Source organism: Shinella sp. HY16 (assembly GCF_028534175.1).
Classification (GTDB): Bacteria; Pseudomonadota; Alphaproteobacteria; order Rhizobiales; family Rhizobiaceae; genus Shinella.
Genome location: NZ_JAHYXL010000001.1, coordinates 1,394,636 through 1,412,413, shown reverse-complemented (window position 1 = coordinate 1,412,413; position 17,778 = coordinate 1,394,636). Strand labels below are relative to the sequence as shown.

At 60.9% G+C, this 17,778-nt stretch carries 29 protein-coding genes; all 29 read right to left on the bottom strand.

From position 1 onward, the window contains the following. Positions 1-5 precede the first annotated feature (5 nt). Positions 6-1,208 (bottom strand): GGDEF domain-containing protein, encoded by a 1,203-nt coding sequence (locus K0P03_RS07025; protein WP_272789203.1) that lies wholly within the window; start codon positions 1,206-1,208, stop codon positions 6-8. Positions 1,209-1,369: 161 nt separating this feature from the next. Beyond that, positions 1,370-1,795 (bottom strand): 50S ribosomal protein L17, encoded by a 426-nt coding sequence (gene rplQ, locus K0P03_RS07020; protein WP_023517174.1) that lies wholly within the window; start codon positions 1,793-1,795, stop codon positions 1,370-1,372. 46 nt (positions 1,796-1,841) lie between these two features. Further along, a complete protein-coding gene (locus K0P03_RS07015; RefSeq protein WP_024270448.1) occupies positions 1,842-2,852 on the bottom strand; it encodes a DNA-directed RNA polymerase subunit alpha in 1,011 nt (336 codons plus the stop codon). A 103-nt stretch (positions 2,853-2,955) separates the two neighbouring features. Further along, positions 2,956-3,345, bottom strand: a complete 390-nt coding sequence (rpsK, locus tag K0P03_RS07010) for a 30S ribosomal protein S11 (RefSeq protein WP_023513823.1) — start codon at positions 3,343-3,345, stop codon at positions 2,956-2,958. 248 nt (positions 3,346-3,593) lie between these two features. After that, positions 3,594-3,962 carry a 30S ribosomal protein S13 gene (rpsM, locus tag K0P03_RS07005; protein WP_024270447.1) on the bottom strand — a complete coding sequence of 123 codons (369 nt, stop codon included), beginning with the start codon at positions 3,960-3,962 and terminating at the stop codon, positions 3,594-3,596. A gap of 228 nt (positions 3,963-4,190) precedes the next feature. Further along, positions 4,191-4,775, bottom strand: a complete 585-nt coding sequence (locus K0P03_RS07000; protein ID WP_272789202.1) for an adenylate kinase — start codon at positions 4,773-4,775, stop codon at positions 4,191-4,193. After that, positions 4,772-6,112: a preprotein translocase subunit SecY gene (secY, locus tag K0P03_RS06995; protein ID WP_024270445.1), complete on the bottom strand. Its 1,341-nt coding sequence runs from the start codon at positions 6,110-6,112 to the stop codon at positions 4,772-4,774. Before secY ends, K0P03_RS07000 begins: the two co-directional genes overlap by 4 nt. Before the next feature lie 413 nt (positions 6,113-6,525). Further along, the gene (rplO, locus tag K0P03_RS06990; RefSeq protein ID WP_023515496.1) at positions 6,526-7,005 is read right to left on the bottom strand and encodes a 50S ribosomal protein L15; all 480 of its coding nucleotides are present in this window, start codon (positions 7,003-7,005) and stop codon (positions 6,526-6,528) included. 11 nt (positions 7,006-7,016) lie between these two features. After that, positions 7,017-7,220, bottom strand: a complete 204-nt coding sequence (gene rpmD, locus K0P03_RS06985) for a 50S ribosomal protein L30 (protein WP_272789201.1) — start codon at positions 7,218-7,220, stop codon at positions 7,017-7,019. Between the two features lie 13 nt (positions 7,221-7,233). Next, entirely contained in the window at positions 7,234-7,800 is a 567-nt protein-coding gene (rpsE, locus tag K0P03_RS06980; protein ID WP_023515494.1) for a 30S ribosomal protein S5, read from the bottom strand. 128 nt (positions 7,801-7,928) lie between these two features. Beyond that, the gene (gene rplR, locus K0P03_RS06975; protein ID WP_023515493.1) at positions 7,929-8,291 is read right to left on the bottom strand and encodes a 50S ribosomal protein L18; all 363 of its coding nucleotides are present in this window, start codon (positions 8,289-8,291) and stop codon (positions 7,929-7,931) included. 12 nt (positions 8,292-8,303) lie between these two features. Next, positions 8,304-8,837: a 50S ribosomal protein L6 gene (gene rplF, locus K0P03_RS06970; RefSeq protein ID WP_024270444.1), complete on the bottom strand. Its 534-nt coding sequence runs from the start codon at positions 8,835-8,837 to the stop codon at positions 8,304-8,306. 42 nt (positions 8,838-8,879) lie between these two features. Then, positions 8,880-9,278, bottom strand: coding sequence for a 30S ribosomal protein S8 (rpsH, locus tag K0P03_RS06965; protein WP_023517482.1), 399 nt, complete (start codon positions 9,276-9,278; stop codon positions 8,880-8,882). Positions 9,279-9,290: 12 nt separating this feature from the next. Next, on the bottom strand, positions 9,291-9,596 hold the full coding sequence (rpsN, locus tag K0P03_RS06960) for a 30S ribosomal protein S14 (protein WP_023517483.1): 306 nt from the start codon (positions 9,594-9,596) through the stop codon (positions 9,291-9,293). A gap of 36 nt (positions 9,597-9,632) precedes the next feature. After that, positions 9,633-10,190 carry a 50S ribosomal protein L5 gene (gene rplE / locus K0P03_RS06955; RefSeq protein ID WP_023517484.1) on the bottom strand — a complete coding sequence of 186 codons (558 nt, stop codon included), beginning with the start codon at positions 10,188-10,190 and terminating at the stop codon, positions 9,633-9,635. Beyond that, the gene (rplX, locus tag K0P03_RS06950) at positions 10,183-10,494 is read right to left on the bottom strand and encodes a 50S ribosomal protein L24 (RefSeq protein WP_024270443.1); all 312 of its coding nucleotides are present in this window, start codon (positions 10,492-10,494) and stop codon (positions 10,183-10,185) included. The genes rplE and rplX overlap by 8 nt, the downstream gene beginning before the upstream one ends. A 12-nt stretch (positions 10,495-10,506) precedes the next feature. Further along, the gene (gene rplN / locus K0P03_RS06945) at positions 10,507-10,875 is read right to left on the bottom strand and encodes a 50S ribosomal protein L14 (protein ID WP_018328276.1); all 369 of its coding nucleotides are present in this window, start codon (positions 10,873-10,875) and stop codon (positions 10,507-10,509) included. A gap of 236 nt (positions 10,876-11,111) precedes the next feature. Next, on the bottom strand, positions 11,112-11,348 hold the full coding sequence (rpsQ, locus tag K0P03_RS06940) for a 30S ribosomal protein S17 (RefSeq protein ID WP_024270442.1): 237 nt from the start codon (positions 11,346-11,348) through the stop codon (positions 11,112-11,114). A gap of 12 nt (positions 11,349-11,360) precedes the next feature. Then, positions 11,361-11,561 carry a 50S ribosomal protein L29 gene (rpmC, locus tag K0P03_RS06935; protein ID WP_024270441.1) on the bottom strand — a complete coding sequence of 67 codons (201 nt, stop codon included), beginning with the start codon at positions 11,559-11,561 and terminating at the stop codon, positions 11,361-11,363. 12 nt (positions 11,562-11,573) lie between these two features. Beyond that, complete coding sequence (gene rplP / locus K0P03_RS06930) at positions 11,574-11,987, bottom strand: 50S ribosomal protein L16 (protein ID WP_024270440.1); 414 nt, start codon at positions 11,985-11,987, stop codon at positions 11,574-11,576. 38 nt (positions 11,988-12,025) lie between these two features. Then, positions 12,026-12,754, bottom strand: coding sequence for a 30S ribosomal protein S3 (rpsC, locus tag K0P03_RS06925; RefSeq protein WP_023514178.1), 729 nt, complete (start codon positions 12,752-12,754; stop codon positions 12,026-12,028). Continuing rightward, the gene (rplV, locus tag K0P03_RS06920; protein ID WP_023514179.1) at positions 12,754-13,143 is read right to left on the bottom strand and encodes a 50S ribosomal protein L22; all 390 of its coding nucleotides are present in this window, start codon (positions 13,141-13,143) and stop codon (positions 12,754-12,756) included. Before rplV ends, rpsC begins: the two co-directional genes overlap by 1 nt. A 2-nt stretch (positions 13,144-13,145) precedes the next feature. After that, a complete protein-coding gene (rpsS, locus tag K0P03_RS06915) occupies positions 13,146-13,424 on the bottom strand; it encodes a 30S ribosomal protein S19 (protein ID WP_023517272.1) in 279 nt (92 codons plus the stop codon). Between the two features lie 16 nt (positions 13,425-13,440). After that, positions 13,441-14,277, bottom strand: coding sequence for a 50S ribosomal protein L2 (rplB, locus tag K0P03_RS06910; protein ID WP_272789200.1), 837 nt, complete (start codon positions 14,275-14,277; stop codon positions 13,441-13,443). A gap of 31 nt (positions 14,278-14,308) precedes the next feature. Then, the gene (locus K0P03_RS06905) at positions 14,309-14,602 is read right to left on the bottom strand and encodes a 50S ribosomal protein L23 (RefSeq protein ID WP_023517274.1); all 294 of its coding nucleotides are present in this window, start codon (positions 14,600-14,602) and stop codon (positions 14,309-14,311) included. Then, positions 14,599-15,219, bottom strand: a complete 621-nt coding sequence (gene rplD / locus K0P03_RS06900; RefSeq protein ID WP_024270439.1) for a 50S ribosomal protein L4 — start codon at positions 15,217-15,219, stop codon at positions 14,599-14,601. The genes K0P03_RS06905 and rplD overlap by 4 nt, the downstream gene beginning before the upstream one ends. A gap of 12 nt (positions 15,220-15,231) precedes the next feature. Continuing rightward, entirely contained in the window at positions 15,232-15,915 is a 684-nt protein-coding gene (rplC, locus tag K0P03_RS06895) for a 50S ribosomal protein L3 (protein ID WP_024270438.1), read from the bottom strand. 159 nt (positions 15,916-16,074) lie between these two features. After that, complete coding sequence (rpsJ, locus tag K0P03_RS06890) at positions 16,075-16,383, bottom strand: 30S ribosomal protein S10 (protein ID WP_003507767.1); 309 nt, start codon at positions 16,381-16,383, stop codon at positions 16,075-16,077. A 189-nt stretch (positions 16,384-16,572) separates the two neighbouring features. Then, positions 16,573-17,748 (bottom strand): elongation factor Tu, encoded by a 1,176-nt coding sequence (gene tuf / locus K0P03_RS06885; protein WP_024270433.1) that lies wholly within the window; start codon positions 17,746-17,748, stop codon positions 16,573-16,575. Positions 17,749-17,778 lie beyond the last annotated feature (30 nt).

Below are 17,778 nucleotides of genomic sequence, written 5' to 3'. Positions count from 1 at the left end.
TTGCCTTAGGACGCGCGCCCCGGGCCGCTCGCCTCGTCCCTGATCACGAAGAGCTTGGGTCCAGCCTGCTGCGGGACATCCGCCGGACTGCTGACGACGCGGTTCCGGCCATTGCTCTTGGCAAGATAGAGCAAGCGGTCGGCGCGGCTGATCGCATCATGGATCGTATGATCGCCGGCAGCCGTGACCGCAACGCCAAAACTCGCGGTGATCGAGCGGTCGATACCGATACGGCCGAGATCGCGTTCCGACAAGGCCAGACGCACCGTGTTTGCGAGCATATGGGCGTCTTGCAGGCGGCAGTTCGGCAGATAGGCGATGAACTCCTCTCCGCCGAAGCGGGCGACCGCCACGCCCGGCCAGGCGAGCGCGCGCAGGAGGTCGGCCACCTCGCGGATCGCCTCGTCCCCGGCTGCGTGTCCGAACCGGTCGTTGATCGACTTGAACCAGTCGATATCGGCGACGACGATGGCGGCCTCGTTTTTGCCCGCGTGCCCGTTTGCGCCAAGAAGCTGCTCGAAGCCGCGACGGTTGAGGAGACCGGTCAACGGATCCTCCTCCGACGCCTTGCGGTACCGCTCGACGATCCGCAACGCCACCGAGGCAAGCGCCGTCAGAGCCAAAAGCAATGCGCCGATCGTCGCCGTGACCTGCATGACGAAGGCGTAGGGCGAGCCGATAAAGGCATCCATGGCAAGACTGCCCGCCATGACGAAGAAAACGATCGTGCGCACCGTCGTCTCAATCATGACGAAGACAACGGCGCCGAGCAGCGCGCGGTCCACCCATGTGGCCGCCCGGCGCCAGGAGGACAGCAAGGCTGTTGCAAGCAGAAGGCTGCAGGCGATGTCGCTGACGAAGAGTTCGACGCGCAGGCTTTGCGCGACGAACACGGCGTAGGCGATGGCGCCGTAGGCGGTGGCTGCGATGCCGAGGCGGAGAACGAGATGACGGGGCGCGTCGAAATGGGTGGCCAGGCCATGACTGTAGAAGAGGAAGGCGCTGAGGAACGCAGCATCTGCCGTCATCGCGACCATGGGCACGGGCGCGACAGCCTGCAGAAGCGGCGCAAGGAAACCGAGGGCTGCACAGAGATAACCGCCGGCCCAGAACAGGGCGGCGCGGTTGCCGAAACGCGCGACGATGAAAAACGCCACGCCGAACAAGGTAAGAACCACCGGCAGCAGGAATGCGAAATTCTCGGCCATCACTCGAACTCGATTAAACTTCGCGAAAAGTTTAGAGCCGAGGGCTGAAGACAATGCCTAGGGACATGGTTTCCGGAACCTTGCAGGCGGCATTTGCGCAAAGAAAAAGCCGGGCGCTTTCGCGTCCGGCTTCAAGACGTCCAGTGAGGACGCTTTTTCGATCAGGCGGCTTCGGCAGCGTCTGCTTCAGCAGCAACGCGAGCCTTGTCGGCTGCGCCCTTGGCGTCGACGTCGCGGTCAACGAACTCGATGACGGCGAGCGGGGCGTTGTCGCCATGGCGGTAGCCGGCCTTCATGATGCGCAGGTAGCCACCGTTACGGCTGGCGTAGCGCGTTGCGATCGCGTCGAACAGCTTCGAAACGACGGCGACGTCGCGGATCTGCGAGATCGCCTGACGGCGAGCGTGCAGGTCGCCGCGCTTGCCGAGGGTGACGAGCTTCTCGACGATCGGGCGAATTTCCTTCGCCTTCGGCAGGGTAGTGACGATCTGCTCATGCTGGATGAGCGAAGCAGCCATGTTGGCGAACATCGCCTTGCGGTGGCTGGCGGTACGGTTGAGTTTGCGACCGGAATTCTGGTGGCGCATCTCTATTCTCCTTCACATGCAGGCAGTTGCCTGCCGTTTGATGGTGTTAATACTGGTCTTCGTAGCGCTTGGCGAGATCTTCGATGTTCTCGGGCGGCCATGCCGGCACTTCCATGCCGAGGTGCAGGCCCATGGAAGCGAGAACTTCCTTGATTTCGTTCAGCGACTTGCGACCAAAATTCGGAGTGCGAAGCATTTCGGCTTCGGTCTTCTGAATGAGATCGCCGATATAGACGATGTTGTCGTTCTTCAGGCAGTTCGCCGAACGGACGGAAAGTTCCAGTTCGTCGACCTTCTTGAGGAGTGCCGGGTTGAACGCCAGTTCGGTGACCGATTCCTCTTCGGCTTCCTTCTGCGGCTCGTCGAAATTGACGAAGACCGAGAGCTGATCCTGGAGGATGCGGGCCGCAAACGCGATCGCATCTTCGCCCGTGACGGAACCATCGGTCTCGATGGTCATCGTCAGCTTGTCGTAGTCGAGAACCTGGCCTTCACGGGTGTTTTCCACCTTGTAGGACACTTTCTTGACCGGCGAATAAAGGCTGTCGACCGGGATGAGGCCGATCGGCGCGTCTTCGGAACGGTTGCGGTCGGCCGGGACATAACCCTTGCCGTTGTTGACCGTGAACTCCATGCGGATTTCCGCGCCCTCGTCGAGGGTGCAGATGACATGGTTCGGGTTCAGGATCTCGATGTCGCCGACCGTCTGGATGTCACCAGCCGTCACGACGCCCGGACCCTGCTTGCGCACGACCATACGCTTGGAATCGTCGCCATCCATCTTGATGGCGATTTCCTTGATGTTCAGCACGATATCGGTCACGTCTTCCCGGACGCCCGGGATCGACGAGAACTCGTGCAGCACGCCGTCGATCTGCACGGCGGTAACAGCCGCACCGCGCAGCGACGACAGGAGAACGCGACGCAGCGCGTTGCCGAGCGTCAGGCCGAAGCCACGCTCCAGCGGCTCGGCAACAAGGCTTGCCTTGGTGCGGCCGGAGGAGGAGAACTCCACCTTGTTCGGCTTGATCAGTTCCTGCCAGTTTTTCTGGATCATATGTTTTGCCTTCCGTTCGCCGCCACCATCCAATCGTGGCGGCCGAGCCCTGAAGATCCACGGAAGCCGTCACCCGGCTTCCGCGGCAATTCGAATGCGGTGATCAGACGCGACGCTTCTTGCGCGGGCGGCAACCGTTGTGCGGGATCGGGGTCACGTCGCGGATGGACGTGATCATGAAGCCGGCAGCCTGGAGGGCGCGCAGAGCCGACTCGCGGCCGGAACCCGGACCGCAGACTTCGACTTCCAGCGACTTCATGCCGTGTTCCTGGGCCTTCTTGGCGCAGTCTTCAGCAGCGATCTGGGCGGCAAACGGGGTCGACTTGCGCGAACCCTTGAAGCCCTTTGCACCGGCCGACGACCAGGCAATGGCGTTGCCCTGTGCGTCGGTGATGGTGATCATCGTGTTGTTGAACGAAGAATTGACGTGAGCAACACCCGAGGTGATGTTCTTGCGTTCGCGACGGCGGACGCGTGCGGCTTCCTTGGCCATGGGTAGTCCTTTCGTTGATCTCGACACCGCCGTAGTTCCAGCGGCTCCACCGGGCCGGGTCGAAACCCTTGGCCCTGAATAAAATTTGCACCCGGCCCAAAGGCATCGCGTGCGGCGATATCGTCACTGCCGTAATACCAGCAGCTCCACCGACCGGGGCCTCGACCTCAATGAAAAGCAAGGTCCCGCTCGAAACTCAAAAGAGGCCGGCGCGAAGCGCCAGCCTCCCACTCCCCGTTTCCGGGAAATTACTTCTTCTTGCCTGCGATGGCCTTTGCCGGGCCCTTGCGGGTGCGGGCATTGGTGTGCGTGCGCTGACCGCGGACCGGAAGGCCACGACGGTGACGCAGACCGCGGTAGCAACCGAGGTCCATGAGGCGCTTGATGTTCATCGAGGTTTCGCGACGCAGGTCACCTTCGACCTGGTAGTCACGGTCGATGGCTTCGCGGATCTGCAGGATTTCTGCGTCCGTCAGCTGGTGTACGCGACGATCGGACGGAATACCGACCTTCTCGATGATTTCCTGTGCAAACTTCGGGCCGATCCCGTGGATATAGGTCAGCGCGATGACTACGCGCTTCGCGGTCGGGATGTTGACGCCAGCGATACGTGCCACGCCTGTTCTCCTTGCTTCCAGTTGCCATCCGGCAAGTGGTTTTCTTCATTCGATACGACCGAGAAGGCCGCTGTTCAATTGAGGTTCGGGACATGTCGAAAACGACCGTACCCGGACTTCGTTCTTGTGAAATCCGCGCCGATCGCAATGGTATGTCGCGAGTTGGCGCTGTCATAAGGGGAATCGGCCGAAAAAGTCAACTCCCGGCCGGTCCTTTTTCGCCTGATCTCAGGCGTTCTCCAGGATTCCGGCGATCTCCGCCGTCACCTTGTCGACATTGGCCATGCCGTCGACCGTCTGGAGCTTGCCGGTCGACGCGTAGTAGGTCGACAGCGGCGCAGTCTTTTCGCGGTATTCCGTCAAGCGGCGCTTGAAGGCTTCCGGATTGTCGTCGGAACGGACCGTGCCGCCCGCGGCGATCGTCTCGGCCACGCGGGTCTCCATGCGCTTGACCAGCGCATCCTCGTCGACCTTCAGCTCGATCACGGCGTCGAGGGCGATGCCCTTGCCGGCGAGAATCTGGTCGAGAGCCTCAGCCTGCGGAACCGTGCGCGGATAGCCATCAAGGATGAAGCCCTTGGCACAGTCGGCCGAATCGATTCGGTCAGACACGATCTCGTTGACGATGGCGTCGGAAACGAGCTGGCCGGCATCCATGACGGCCTTGGCGCGCTTGCCGACATCCGTGCCGGCGGCGACAGCCGCCCGCAACATGTCACCCGTGGAGAGCTGCGGAATACCGTGCTTCTCCGTCAGAAGCTTGGCCTGTGTCCCCTTGCCAGCGCCCGGCGGTCCCAGAAAAATCAGTCTCATCGTCCCCTCTTACCTCCACGCAGCTTCGACTTCTTGATCAGCCCCTCATACTGCTGAGCAATCAGGTGGCCCTGTATCTGTGCTACAGTATCCAAGGTCACGCTGACAACAATCAAAAGCGACGTACCACCAAGGTAGAATGGGACCCCGGTCTGCGCGATGAGAATTTCGGGAAGGATACAAACGAAGACAAGATAGAGCGCGCCGATGACCGTGATGCGGGTCAGCACGTAATCGATATATTCGGCGGTGCGTTCGCCCGGGCGGATACCCGGAATGAAGCCGCCATGCTTCTTCAGATTGTCGGCCGTGTCCTTCGGATTGAAGACGATGGCCGTGTAGAAGAAGGCGAAGAACGCAATCATGCCCGCATAGAGCAGCATGTAGAGCGGCTGGCCGTGGCCGAGGGCGGCGATGACCGTCGTTGCCCAGGACGGCAGCTCAGACGTGTTCGAGAACCCGGCCAGCGTTGCCGGCAGCAGCAGCAGCGAGGAGGCGAAGATCGCCGGAATGACGCCCGCGGTGTTGAGCTTCAGCGGCAGGTGCGAGGTATCGCCCTGGAACATGCGGTTGCCGACCTGTCGCTTCGGATACTGGATCAGAAGCCGGCGCTGGGCACGTTCGACGAAGACGATGAGCGCGATGACGCCGACGGCCATGACCACGACGGCGATAACGACGCCGATCGAGAGCGCACCGGTGCGGCTGAGCTCAAGCGTGCCAGCCAGCGCGCCCGGAAGGGCCGCAACGATACCGGCGAAGATGATCAGCGAAATACCGTTGCCGATGCCGCGCGAGGTGATCTGTTCACCCAGCCACATCAGGAACATGGTGCCACCGAGCAGCGAGATGACGGTGGAGATACGGAAGAACCAGCCCGGATCGTTGACGAGTCCTGCCCCGCTCTCAAGGCCGACGGCGATGCCGTAAGCCTGCAGCGTGCCGAGCAGCACCGTGCCGTAGCGCGTGTACTGATTGATGATCTTGCGGCCCTGCTCGCCTTCCTTCTTCAGCTGCTCCAGCGACGGAACGACCGAGGTCATCAGCTGCACGATGATCGAGGCGGAAATATACGGCATGATGCCGAGCGCGAAGATCGCCATGCGCTCGACGGCGCCGCCGGAGAACATGTTGAAGAGGCCGAGAATGCCGCTCGCCTGGCCGCGGAAGGCCTGCGCGAAGGCTTCGGGGTTGAGACCCGGCAACGGGATATAGGTGCCGAGGCGATAGACGAGCAGCGCGCCCAGCGTGAACCAGAGACGCTTCTTCAGATCTTCTGCTTTCGAGAAGGTCGAGAAGTTGAGATTAGAGGCAAGTTGTTCCGCTGCCGAAGCCATGCATTTCTCCGCGAAGCCGATCCGGCGGCGGTAAGCCCGGCCAGGTCCGGATTGGCTGATCCGTTGGCACGTCCCCTCGCCCCTCCTCGGACCGATGGCACATGCTGAAATTCGTCTTGCCCCTCTGCCGGTGCAGCAAAGCGGGCGGATGGAGCCTAAACCGGTTGAAACGCGGATTGTCAAGCAATCCCGGCCTCACCGCACCACATAATTCCTGAGATCGAAAGTGAACTCAGGAATTATGTGGCAGATTCAAAAGACTATCGCGACCTTTGCGCACCTTGAGACGATACGCGGCGCTCCAGCTTCTTTTCGGGCAACGGCGGGAAGAGAATCCCGGCCATCGTCGTGAGGCTCACATATGGGAGCAAAATCGCCCGGTGTGAAGCACACCGGGCGATAATTTTGTCGAATTATTCGGCAGCTTCCGCAGCGGCCGAGAGCAGCTTGATCGAGCCGCCAGCCTTTTCGATCTTCTCGATCGCCGGCTTGGAGGCACCGGCCACTTCGAAGGCCACCTTGGCCTTGAATTCGCCGTCGGCGAGGATGCGCACGCCGTCCTTTTCGCGGCGGATGACGCCGGCAGCCTTGAGGGCCGCTGCATCAACGGTCGCCTTGGCATCGAGCTTGCCGGCATCGATTGCCTTCTGGATGCGCTCCAGGGAAACGATGACGAAGTCGGATGCGAAGATGTTGTTGAAGCCGCGCTTCGGCAGGCGACGGTAGATGGGCATCTGACCGCCTTCGAAGCCGTTGATGGCGACGCCCGAACGAGCCTTCTGACCCTTGACACCGCGACCACCGGTCTTGCCCTTGCCGGAACCGATACCGCGACCGACGCGCTTGCGGTTCTTCGAAGAGCCTTCGTTGTCCTTGATTTCGTTGAGTTTCATGATCTATCCCCTCACTGCTCTTCGACGACGCGAACGAGGTGCTGGACGGCACGGATCATGCCGCGGACAGACGGAGTGTCTTCCAGCGTGCGAACCCGGTGCATCTTGTTGAGGCCCAGACCGACCAGCGTTGCGCGCTGAACGGCCGGACGGCGGATGGGGCTGCCGATCTGCTCGACAGTCACCGTCTTCTTTGCGGTTTCTTTCTTAGCCATGGCTCAGAGCTCCTTATTCTTCGGAAGCGACGCCGGCGGACGCACGACGGGCCTGCAGCGTGGCATACTTCATGCCGCGCTGTGCCGCGATGTCCTTCGGGTGCATCTGGCTCTTGAGAGCGTCGAACGTCGCACGGATCATGTTGTACGGGTTCGAGGAGCCGGTCGACTTCGCTACGACGTCATGGACGCCAAGCGTTTCGAAAACGGCGCGCATCGGACCACCGGCGATGATACCGGTACCGGCCTTGGCCGAACGAAGCAGAACCTTGCCGGCGCCGTGGCGGCCGTGCACATCGTGGTGCAGCGTACGGCCGGAGCGCAGCGGAACGAAGATAAGGTCGCGCTTGGCGGCTTCGGTGGCCTTCCGGATTGCTTCCGGAACTTCACGTGCCTTGCCGTGGCCGAAGCCGACGCGGCCCTTCTGGTCGCCGACGACGACGAGAGCTGCGAAACCGAAACGACGGCCGCCCTTGACGACCTTCGCGACGCGGTTGATCGCGACGAGCTTGTCGACAAACTCGCTGTCGCGCTCTTCGCGGTTCTGGCGGTCATCGCGACCGCGCTTTTCCTGTGCCATTGTCCTTTTCCTTTTTCTTTTCCGGGTGCAATCGGCAGATTGACGAAAGTCGCCCCCATTTCAGCAATGGAAGCGACCGATACCCTGCTGAGGATCGGCGGGGCGCTTGGACGCGCCCGGCCGAATAATCAGAAGTTCAGACCACCTTCACGGGCAGCTTCGGCGAGAGCCTTGATGCGGCCGTGATAGATGAAGGCGCCACGGTCGAAAACGACTTCCTTGACGCCTGCCTTGACGGCGCGCTCAGCAATGAGCTTGCCGACGGCAGCGGCAGCTGCCGTGTCGGCGCCCGTCTTCAAGGACGAGCGCAGATCGGTGTCGAGCGTGGAGGCGGACGCAAGCGTCGTGCCGGCCACGTCGTCGATGACCTGTACGTAGATGTTCTTCGACGAGCGATGAACAGACAGGCGCGGACGGCCATTGGCGACCGCCTTGATGGAACGGCGCACGCGGTTGGCGCGGCGCTGGAGAGCTTCTTTCCTGCTAGCCATTTCGCGTGATCCTTACTTCTTCTTGCCTTCTTTGCGGACAATCCGCTCTTCGGCATACTTGACGCCCTTGCCCTTGTAGGGCTCGGGGCCACGGTATTCGCGGATTTCCGCGGCGACCTGACCGACCTGCTGCTTGTTGATGCCGGAAATGATGATTTCCGTCGGCTTCGGAACAGCGATCGAGATGCCTTCCGGCGTCTGGTAGACGACGTCATGGCTGAAGCCGAGTGCCAGCTGCAGGTTCTTGCCCTGCAGCGACGCGCGGTAACCGACGCCGTTGATTTCGAGCTTGCGCTCGTAGCCGTCCTTGACGCCCTTGAAGATGTTCTCGACCATCGTGCGGGACATGCCCCACTTGGAGCGAGCATCCTTGCTATCGTTGACCGGCTGAACGACAACGGCGTTGTCTTCGAGCTTTACCGAAACTTCGTCGTTTGCGACGAAGAACAGTTCGCCCTTCGGGCCCTTTGCGGTGACCTTCTGACCATCGACGGTCGCGGTGACACCAGCGGGAACCTGAACGGGCTTCTTACCGATACGAGACATTGTTTTATCCTGTCTGTTCGTTATGGAGTTCCTTGCCCAGTCTTAGAAGACCGAGCAAAGGATCTCGCCACCAACGTTCTGTTCGCGTGCCTGGTGATCGGCCATCACGCCCTTCGGGGTCGAAAGGATGGTGATGCCGAGGCCGTTCGCGACCTGCGGAATGGACTTTACCGAGACATAGACCCGGCGGCCCGGCTTGGAGACGCGGTCGATCTTGCGGATCACGGACGCGCCTTCGTAGTACTTGAGTTCGATGTTCAACTCGGACTTGCCGTTGCCGAATTCGACTTCCGAATATCCGCGGATGTAACCTTCGGACTGAAGGACGTCCAGAACGCGGGCGCGCAGCTTGGAAGCCGGCGTCGAAACGCTGGACTTGCGGCGTGCGGCGCCGTTGCGGATACGGGTGAGCATATCGCCCAAGGGATCAGTCATTGCCATGTGCCCGTCTCCTTACCAGCTCGACTTGACGATGCCCGGCACCTTGCCGAGATTGCCCAGTTCGCGAAGCGCAATACGCGACATCTTGAGTTTGCGATAGAAAGCGCGCGGACGGCCCGTGACTTCGCACCGGTTGCGGATGCGGGTCTTGGAGCCATTGCGCGGCAGTTCGGCAAGCTTCAGGGTCGCCTTGAAGCGCTCTTCGATGGGAAGAGACTGGTTCTGGATGATCGCCTTGAGAGCGGCACGCTTGGACGCCTGGGCGGCGACCAGCTTGCGGCGGCGGTTGTTCTTCTCGACTGCGCTGGTTTTAGCCATAACAGTTGTTATCCTTCTTTACGCTTGTCGTTACGGTCAGGCGCGGAACGGGAAGTTGAACTCTTTCAGAAGAGCCCGTGCTTCGTCGTCCGTCTTTGCCGTCGTGCAAACGATGATGTCCATGCCCCACATCTGATCAACCTTGTCGTAGTTGATCTCCGGGAACACAATGTGCTCCTTGATACCCATGGCGAAGTTGCCACGGCCATCGAAGGACTTCGGGTTCAGACCACGGAAGTCGCGTACGCGGGGCAGCGCGATGTTCACGAGGCGATCCAGAAATTCATACATGCGGGCGCCGCGCAGGGTGACCTTCGCGCCGATCGGCATGCCTTCGCGCAGCTTGAAGCCGGCGATGGAGTTGCGGGCGCGCGTGATGACCGGCTTCTGGCCGGCAATCGCTGCGAGGTCGCCGGCCGCTACGGTCGGCTTCTTCGAGTCGCCCGTCGATTCGCCAACACCCATGTTGATGACGACCTTGTCGAGGCGCGGGATCTGCATCTCGTTGGCGAAGGAGAACTGCTCCTGAAGCGCCTTGCGGATACGCTCGACGTATTCCTTCTTGAGGCGCGGCTCATACTTGGTGTCAGCCATCGATCGACACTCCCGAACGCTTTGCTACACGAACCTTCTTGTCGCCTTCGACCTTGAAACCGACGCGGGTCGGCTTGCCGTCCTTGGGATCGGCGATCGCGATGTTCGACAGATGGATCGAAGCTTCCTTGGTGATGATGCCGGCTTCCTGGGTCTGGGTCTGGCGCTGGTGACGCTTCACCAGGTTGATACCCTTGACGACCGCACGGTCTTCCTTCGGCATGACCTGTACAACTTCACCGGTACGGCCCTTGTCCTTGCCGGTGAGCACGACGACCTTGTCGCCCTTACGAATCTTTTGCATAGCCATCGCTCCTTACAGTACTTCCGGAGCCAGCGAGATGATCTTCATGTGGTTCTTGGCGCGAAGTTCGCGCGGAACCGGTCCGAAGATACGGGTGCCGATCGGCTCTTTCTTGTTGTCGATCAGGACGGCTGCGTTGTTGTCAAAACGAATGACGCTGCCATCGGGGCGGCGGATGTCCTTGGCGGTGCGCACGACGACCGCCTTCATCACGTCACCCTTCTTCACGCGGCCGCGCGGGATCGCTTCCTTGATCGAGACGACGATAATGTCGCCGACCGAAGCGTACTTGCGCTTGGAGCCGCCCAGCACCTTGATGCACATGACACGACGTGCGCCGGAATTATCCGCGACGTCGAGGTTAGTCTGCATCTGAATCATGTCAGGTCGCCTTCTTGTTTTACCGGACCGGTTGGGTGTTAGCCCCCTGTTCCAGCTTATGGAAATTCATGTTTTCGCGCGGGATGGTCGTTTGCCAGGGTGGTTTCCACGTCGGCGAACCGATGGACCTTCCGTGCGCTCAAAGCAAAAGAACGCTCGTGATTCCGAGCGTCCTTGCGCTGCTTCATACAGAGTTCTGCGCCAAACACAAGGGCTCGGCGCAAAATCCGGTATTATTAAGCGTGGGCCGATACGACGGTCCAGCGCTTGTCCTTGGAAATCGGGGCGCATTCCTGGATGGAAACGACGTCGCCGACCTTGTACTGGTTGGTTTCGTCATGCGCCTTGTACTTCTTGGACCGGCGAACGGTCTTCTGAAGCAGGGGATGGGCAAAGCGGCGTTCGACGCGCACGACAACGGTCTTGTCGTTCTTGTCGCTGACAACAGTGCCCTGCAGAATGCGTTTCGGCATATTTTTTGGTCCTTAGGCCTTGGCTTCTGCCGCCTTCTGGCGGGCAATGGTCTTGACGCGCGCGATATCCTTGCGGACTTCGTTGATGCGCGAGGTCTTCTCGAGCTGGCCGGTGGCCTTCTGGAAGCGCAGGTTGAACTGCTCTTTCTTCAGCTTGGCAAGCTCTTCGTTGAGCTGATCGGCGCTCAGCGCCTTGACGTCTGCGGCTTTCATGGCGCTCGCTCCTTACTCTGCAATGCGCTGTACGAAGCGCGTCTTGACCGAGAGCTTGGCCGAGCCGAGGCGAAGCGCTTCACGCGCGATTTCCTCGGAAACACCGTCGATCTCGAACATCATACGGCCAGGCTTGACCTTGGCTGCCCAGTATTCGACCGAACCCTTACCCTTACCCATGCGGACTTCCGTGGGCTTCGCGGTGACCGGAACGTCGGGGAACACGCGGATCCACACGCGGCCGGCACGCTTCATGTAGCGGGTGATCGCGCGGCGGGCCGCTTCGATCTCGCGTGCGTTCACGCGGTTCGGTTCCTGAGCCTTCAAGCCGAACTCGCCGAAGGCGAGCTCGGAGCCGCCCTTGGCGACGCCCTTGATGCGTCCCTTGAACTGCTTGCGGTACTTGGTACGCTTTGGCTGCAACATTTTTTTACTTCTCCGATATTGGCTGCCAAACGCGACTGTTACGCGTTTTCACGACGGCGGTCGCCACGATCGCGATCGCGGCTTGCGGGGCCCTGGCTGTCACTTTCGCTGGCGCGACGCTCAGAGGCCATCGGGTCGTGCTCAAGGATTTCGCCCTTGAAGATCCAGACCTTGATGCCGCAGATGCCGAATGCGGTTTCGGCTTCAGCCGTACCGTAGTCGATGTCTGCACGCAGCGTGTGAAGCGGAACGCGACCTTCACGGTACCATTCCGTACGGGCGATTTCCGCACCGCCGAGACGGCCAGCGCAGGTGATCTTGATGCCTTCGGCGCCAAGACGCATGGCCGACTGAACAGCGCGCTTCATCGCACGGCGGAAAGCCACGCGGCGCTCGAGCTGCTGGGCGATCGACTGGGCAACGAGGGTTGCGTCGACTTCCGGCTTGCGCACTTCAACGATGTTGAGGTGCGTTTCGGAGTTCGTCATCGAAGCGAGCTTCTTGCGAAGCTTCTCGATGTCCGCACCCTTCTTGCCGATGATCAGACCCGGGCGAGCCGAGTGGATCGTGACGCGGCACTTCTTGTGCGGGCGCTCGATGACCACCTTGGCGATACCGGCCTGCTTCAGCTCTTCCATGACGAAAGCGCGGATCTTCAGGTCTTCGTGGAGCAGCTGGCCGTATTCGGCGTTGTCGGCGAACCAACGGCTGTCCCAGGTACGGTTAATGCCGAGGCGGAAACCGATCGGATTAATCTTCTGGCCCATTATGCGGCCTCCCCTTTGGCTTCGACTTCACGGACGACGATCGTCAGATGCGAGAAAGGCTTCTCGATCCGCGATGCGCGGCCGCGGCCACGAGCGGCAAAGCGCTTCATGACAATCGACTTGCCGACATACGCCTCAGCGACGATGAGCGAATCAACGTCGAGGTCGTGGTTGTTTTCTGCGTTGGCGATCGCAGACTCGAGCGTCTTCTTGACGGTCTCGGCGCTACGCTTGCGCGAGAACTCAAGCTCGGCGAGAGCCCGGTCGACCTTCTTGCCGCGGATGAGCGCAGCAAGCAGGTTGAGCTTCTGGGGGCTGACGCGGATCGTGCGCGCGATAGCCTGCGCCTCGTTATCCTTCAGCCGACGTTCGGCTTTAGCCTTACCCATCGTTACTTCCTCTTCGCCTTCTTGTCCGCGCCGTGACCGTAGTAGGTCCGGGTCGGAGCGAATTCACCAAACTTGTGGCCAACCATGTCTTCGTTGACGGCCACCGGGATGTGCTTGCTGCCGTTGTAGACGCCGAAAGTCAGACCAACGAACTGCGGCAGGATCGTGGAGCGACGGCTCCAGATCTTGATAACTTCGCTGCGACCGCCTTCACGAACCTTCTCAGCCTTCTTGAGAAGATAGCCGTCAACAAACGGGCCTTTCCATACTGAACGAGCCATTTCTGACTAACCTCTCTTACTTCTTCTTCAAGTGGCGCGAGCGCATGATGAACTTGTCAGTCGACTTGTTCGAGCGGGTGCGCTTGCCCTTGGTGGGCTTGCCCCACGGGGAAACCGGGTGACGACCACCAGAGGTGCGGCCTTCACCACCACCGTGCGGGTGGTCGACGGGGTTCATGACGACACCGCGGTTATGCGGGGTCTTGCCACGCCAGCGCGTACGACCAGCCTTACCGTCGTTGATGTTGCCGTGATCCGGGTTGGAAACGGCGCCGACCGTTGCGAGGCAGGACGAGTGAACCAGGCGCTGCTCGCCCGAGTTCAGGCGAAGGATCGCCATGCCCTGATCGCGGCCGACCAGCTGAACGAAGGTGCCGGCGGAGCGGGCGATCTGGCCGCCCTTGCCCGGCTTCATTTCGACGTTGTGAACGATCGAACCAACCGGAACGTACTGCAGCGGCATGGTGTTGCCGGGCTTTACGTCAACAGCCTTGTTGGAAGCGATGACCTTGTCGCCGGCTCCCAGGCGCTGCGGGGCCAGGATATAGGCCTGCTCGCCGTCGGCATAGCTCACCAGAGCGATGAACGCCGTACGGTTCGGGTCGTATTCCAGACGCTCGACCGTGCCTTCGACGTCGAACTTGCGACGCTTGAAGTCGATGAGACGGTAGGTGCGCTTGTGACCACCGCCGATGAAGCGGGCCGTGATGCGACCAAGGTTGTTACGACCGCCGCTCTTGGAGAGACCTTCGGTCAGAGCCTTGACGGGCTTGCCCTTGTAAAGGCCCGACCGGTCGACGATGACCAGCTGGCGCTGGCTCGGAGTGGTCGGATTGAAGTGTTTCAATGCCATTTTCTTGTTTCCTCTTTAGCCGACTGCCCGATTAGAGCCCGGTGGAGACGTCGATGGACTGACCGTCAGCGAGCGTGACGATAGCCTTCTTGACATCTCCCTGCCGGCCGGCGAAGCCGCGGAAACGCTTGATCTTGCCCTTGCGGACGAGCGTGTTCACAGCCGTGACCTTGACGCCGAAGAGAGCTTCCACGGCAGCCTTGATTTCAGGCTTGGAAGCGCGCTTGGCAACGTTGAAGACGATCTGGTTGTTTTCGGAGACCAGCGTCGACTTTTCGGTGATCGAGGGGGATACGATCACATCGTAGTGGCGAAGATCCGTCATTTGAACCGCTCCTCGAGGGCTTCTACAGCAGCCTTGGAGAGCACGAGCTTGCCGCGGCGCAGGATGTCGTAAACATTGATACCCTGGATCGGAAGCACATCCACGTTCGGGATGTTGCGGGCTGCGAGCTTGAAGTTGCCGTCAAGTTCTGCGCCGCCGATGAAGAGGGCATTGGTGAGGCCGAGCGAAGCGAACGCGCCGGCCAGAGCCTTCGTCTTTGCTTCTGCGGCAACGAGGTCGTCAACGATGATGACGTCGTCAGCCTTGATCTTGGCCGAGAGGGCGTGACGCAGGCCGAGCGCGCGAACCTGCTTGGGCAGGTCGTGAGCGTGGCTGCGGGATACCGGGCCGTGAGCCTTGGCACCACCGCGGAACTGCGGAGCGCGCGCCGAATGGTGACGAGCGCGGCCCGTACCCTTCTGCTTGTACATCTTGGAGCCGGTGCGGGACACTTCGCCGCGCGTCAGCGACTGGTGCGTGCCCTGCTGCTTCTTGGCGAGCTGCCAGCGGATGACGCGGGCAATGATGTCTTCGCGCGGCTCGAGGCCGAAGATCGCGTCGGAAAGAGAGACCTTGCCGGCGTCCTTCCCGTCGAGGGTCGTGACTTTGAGATCCATGATCAGGCTCCCTTACTTGGCTGCGGCGCGCACGGCGGCCGGACGCGGTGCGTCGGACGGGGTGCCGGACTTGACGGCGTCACGAACGACGATCCAGGCGCCCTTGGAGCCCGGGACTGCGCCCTTGACGAGGATGAGACCGCGTTCTTCGTCGGTGGAGACGACTTCGAGGTTCTGGGTGGTGACGCGCGTCTGGCCCATGTGACCAGCCATGCGCTTGCCCTTCCAGACCTTGCCCGGGTCCTGGTTGTTACCAGTCGAACCGTGCGAACGGTGCGAAACGGAAACGCCGTGCGTTGCACGAAGACCGCCGAAGTTATGGCGCTTCATGGCACCGGCAAAACCCTTACCGATCGTGGTACCGGTAACGTCGACGAGCTGGCCGGCGACGAAATGGCTCGCGGTCAGTTCCGCGCCGATTTCGATGAGGTTGTCTTCCGAAACGCGGAATTCGACGAGCTTGGCCTTCGGCTCAACGCTTGCAGCGGCGAACTGGCCGCGGAGCGCCTTTGCCGTGTTCTTCACCTTGGAAGAGCCGGCGCCGAGCTGGACGGCCGTGTAGCCGTTCTTGTCCTGCGTACGCTGGGCAACGACCTGGACGTTGTCCAGTCGCAATACTGTTACAGGGATGTGCTCACCTGCGTCATTATAGACGCGAGTCATCCCTACTTTCTGTGCAATCACACCTGAACGCATGGTTCAATCCTCTTAGAAGTCCTGGCGGGATCGTGACGTCCCGTCATGCCTCTTGGTTTAAGGATTCCACTCGAGCCTTGCGGCCGTCGGGTTTCCCGTTTTTAGAAGACGTCGGCTTAATGCCACGTACCTTCCTTGTTATTTCGGCTTGCGCCGGACTTAGAGCTTGATCTCTACGTCTACACCGGCCGCGAGGTCGAGCTTCATGAGAGCATCAACGGTCTGCGGCGTCGGATCTACGATGTCGAGCAGGCGCTTGTGCGTGCGCATCTCGAACTGTTCACGGCTCTTCTTGTCCACGTGGGGCGAACGGTTGACAGTGAACTTTTCAATACGGGTCGGGAGCGGAACGGGGCCGCGGACGCTTGCGCCGGTGCGCTTTGCCGTCGACACGATTTCACGCGTGGAGGCATCAAGGATCCGGTGGTCAAACGCCTTGAGGCGGATGCGGATGTTCTGGCCGTTCATACGACTTTTCCTTAGTTCGTTACTCGCGCGATTCTCTTGGGAAATGCGCGTTTTTGATTCTGGCGGTTCCCATAACGGAACGCACGCGAAAATACAATTGCCGAAAGGCCAGTCCGCTAAATTTTCAAAGACCGGAGGGGCAGGATGACATCCTGCCCTTCCTATTTCAGCGGCCTGAAGCCTTAAGTCTTACTCGACGATCGAGGCAACGATGCCGGCGCCGACGGTACGGCCGCCTTCGCGGATTGCGAAGCGCAGCTTTTCTTCCATCGCGATCGGAACGATCAGCTCGACTTCAACCGTGACGTTGTCGCCCGGCATGACCATTTCCGTGCCTTCCGGCAGCGAAACGATACCGGTCACGTCCGTCGTGCGGAAGTAGAACTGCGGACGGTAGTTCGTGAAGAACGGCGTATGACGGCCGCCTTCTTCCTTCGTCAGGATGTAGGCTTCTGCCATGAACTTCTTGTGCGGCTTGACCGAACCCGGCTTGCACAGGATCTGGCCACGCTCGACGCCGTCACGCGTGACGCCGCGCAGAAGCGCGCCGATGTTGTCGCCGGCCTGGCCCTGGTCGAGCAGCTTGCGGAACATTTCAACGCCCGTGCAGGTCGTCTTCGTCGTCGGGCGGATGCCGACGATTTCGATTTCTTCACCGACCTTGACGATACCGCGCTCGACGCGACCCGTCACAACCGTACCACGGCCCGAGATCGAGAACACGTCTTCGATCGGCATCAGGAACGGCTGGTCGATCGGACGCTCCGGCGTCGGGATATAGGCGTCGACCTGAGCCATCAGCTCGCGGATCGCGTCTTCACCGATCTTCTTGTCCGAATCTTCGAGAGCGGCCAGAGCCGAACCCTTGACGATCGGAATGTCGTCGCCCGGGAAGTCGTAGGACGACAGAAGTTCGCGAACTTCCAGTTCGACGAGCTCGAGAAGCTCGGCGTCGTCGACCTGGTCGACCTTGTTCAGGAACACCACGATCGCGGGAACGCCGACCTGGCGGGCGAGCAGGATGTGCTCGCGGGTCTGCGGCATCGGGCCGTCAGCGGCAGAGCAGACCAGGATCGCGCCGTCCATCTGGGCAGCACCGGTGATCATGTTCTTGACGTAGTCGGCGTGGCCGGGGCAGTCGACGTGCGCGTAGTGACGGTTCGGCGTCTCGTACTCGACGTGCGCCGTCGAGATGGTGATGCCACGGGCCTTTTCTTCCGGGGCAGCGTCGATCTGGTCATACGCCTTGAACTCGCCGAAATACTTCGTGATCGCTGCCGTCAGCGACGTCTTGCCATGGTCAACGTGGCCGATCGTGCCGATGTTTACGTGAGGCTTGTTGCGCTCAAACTTACCTTTTGCCATTTCCGGCTCTCCGTTCCTGATCCCGTAAGG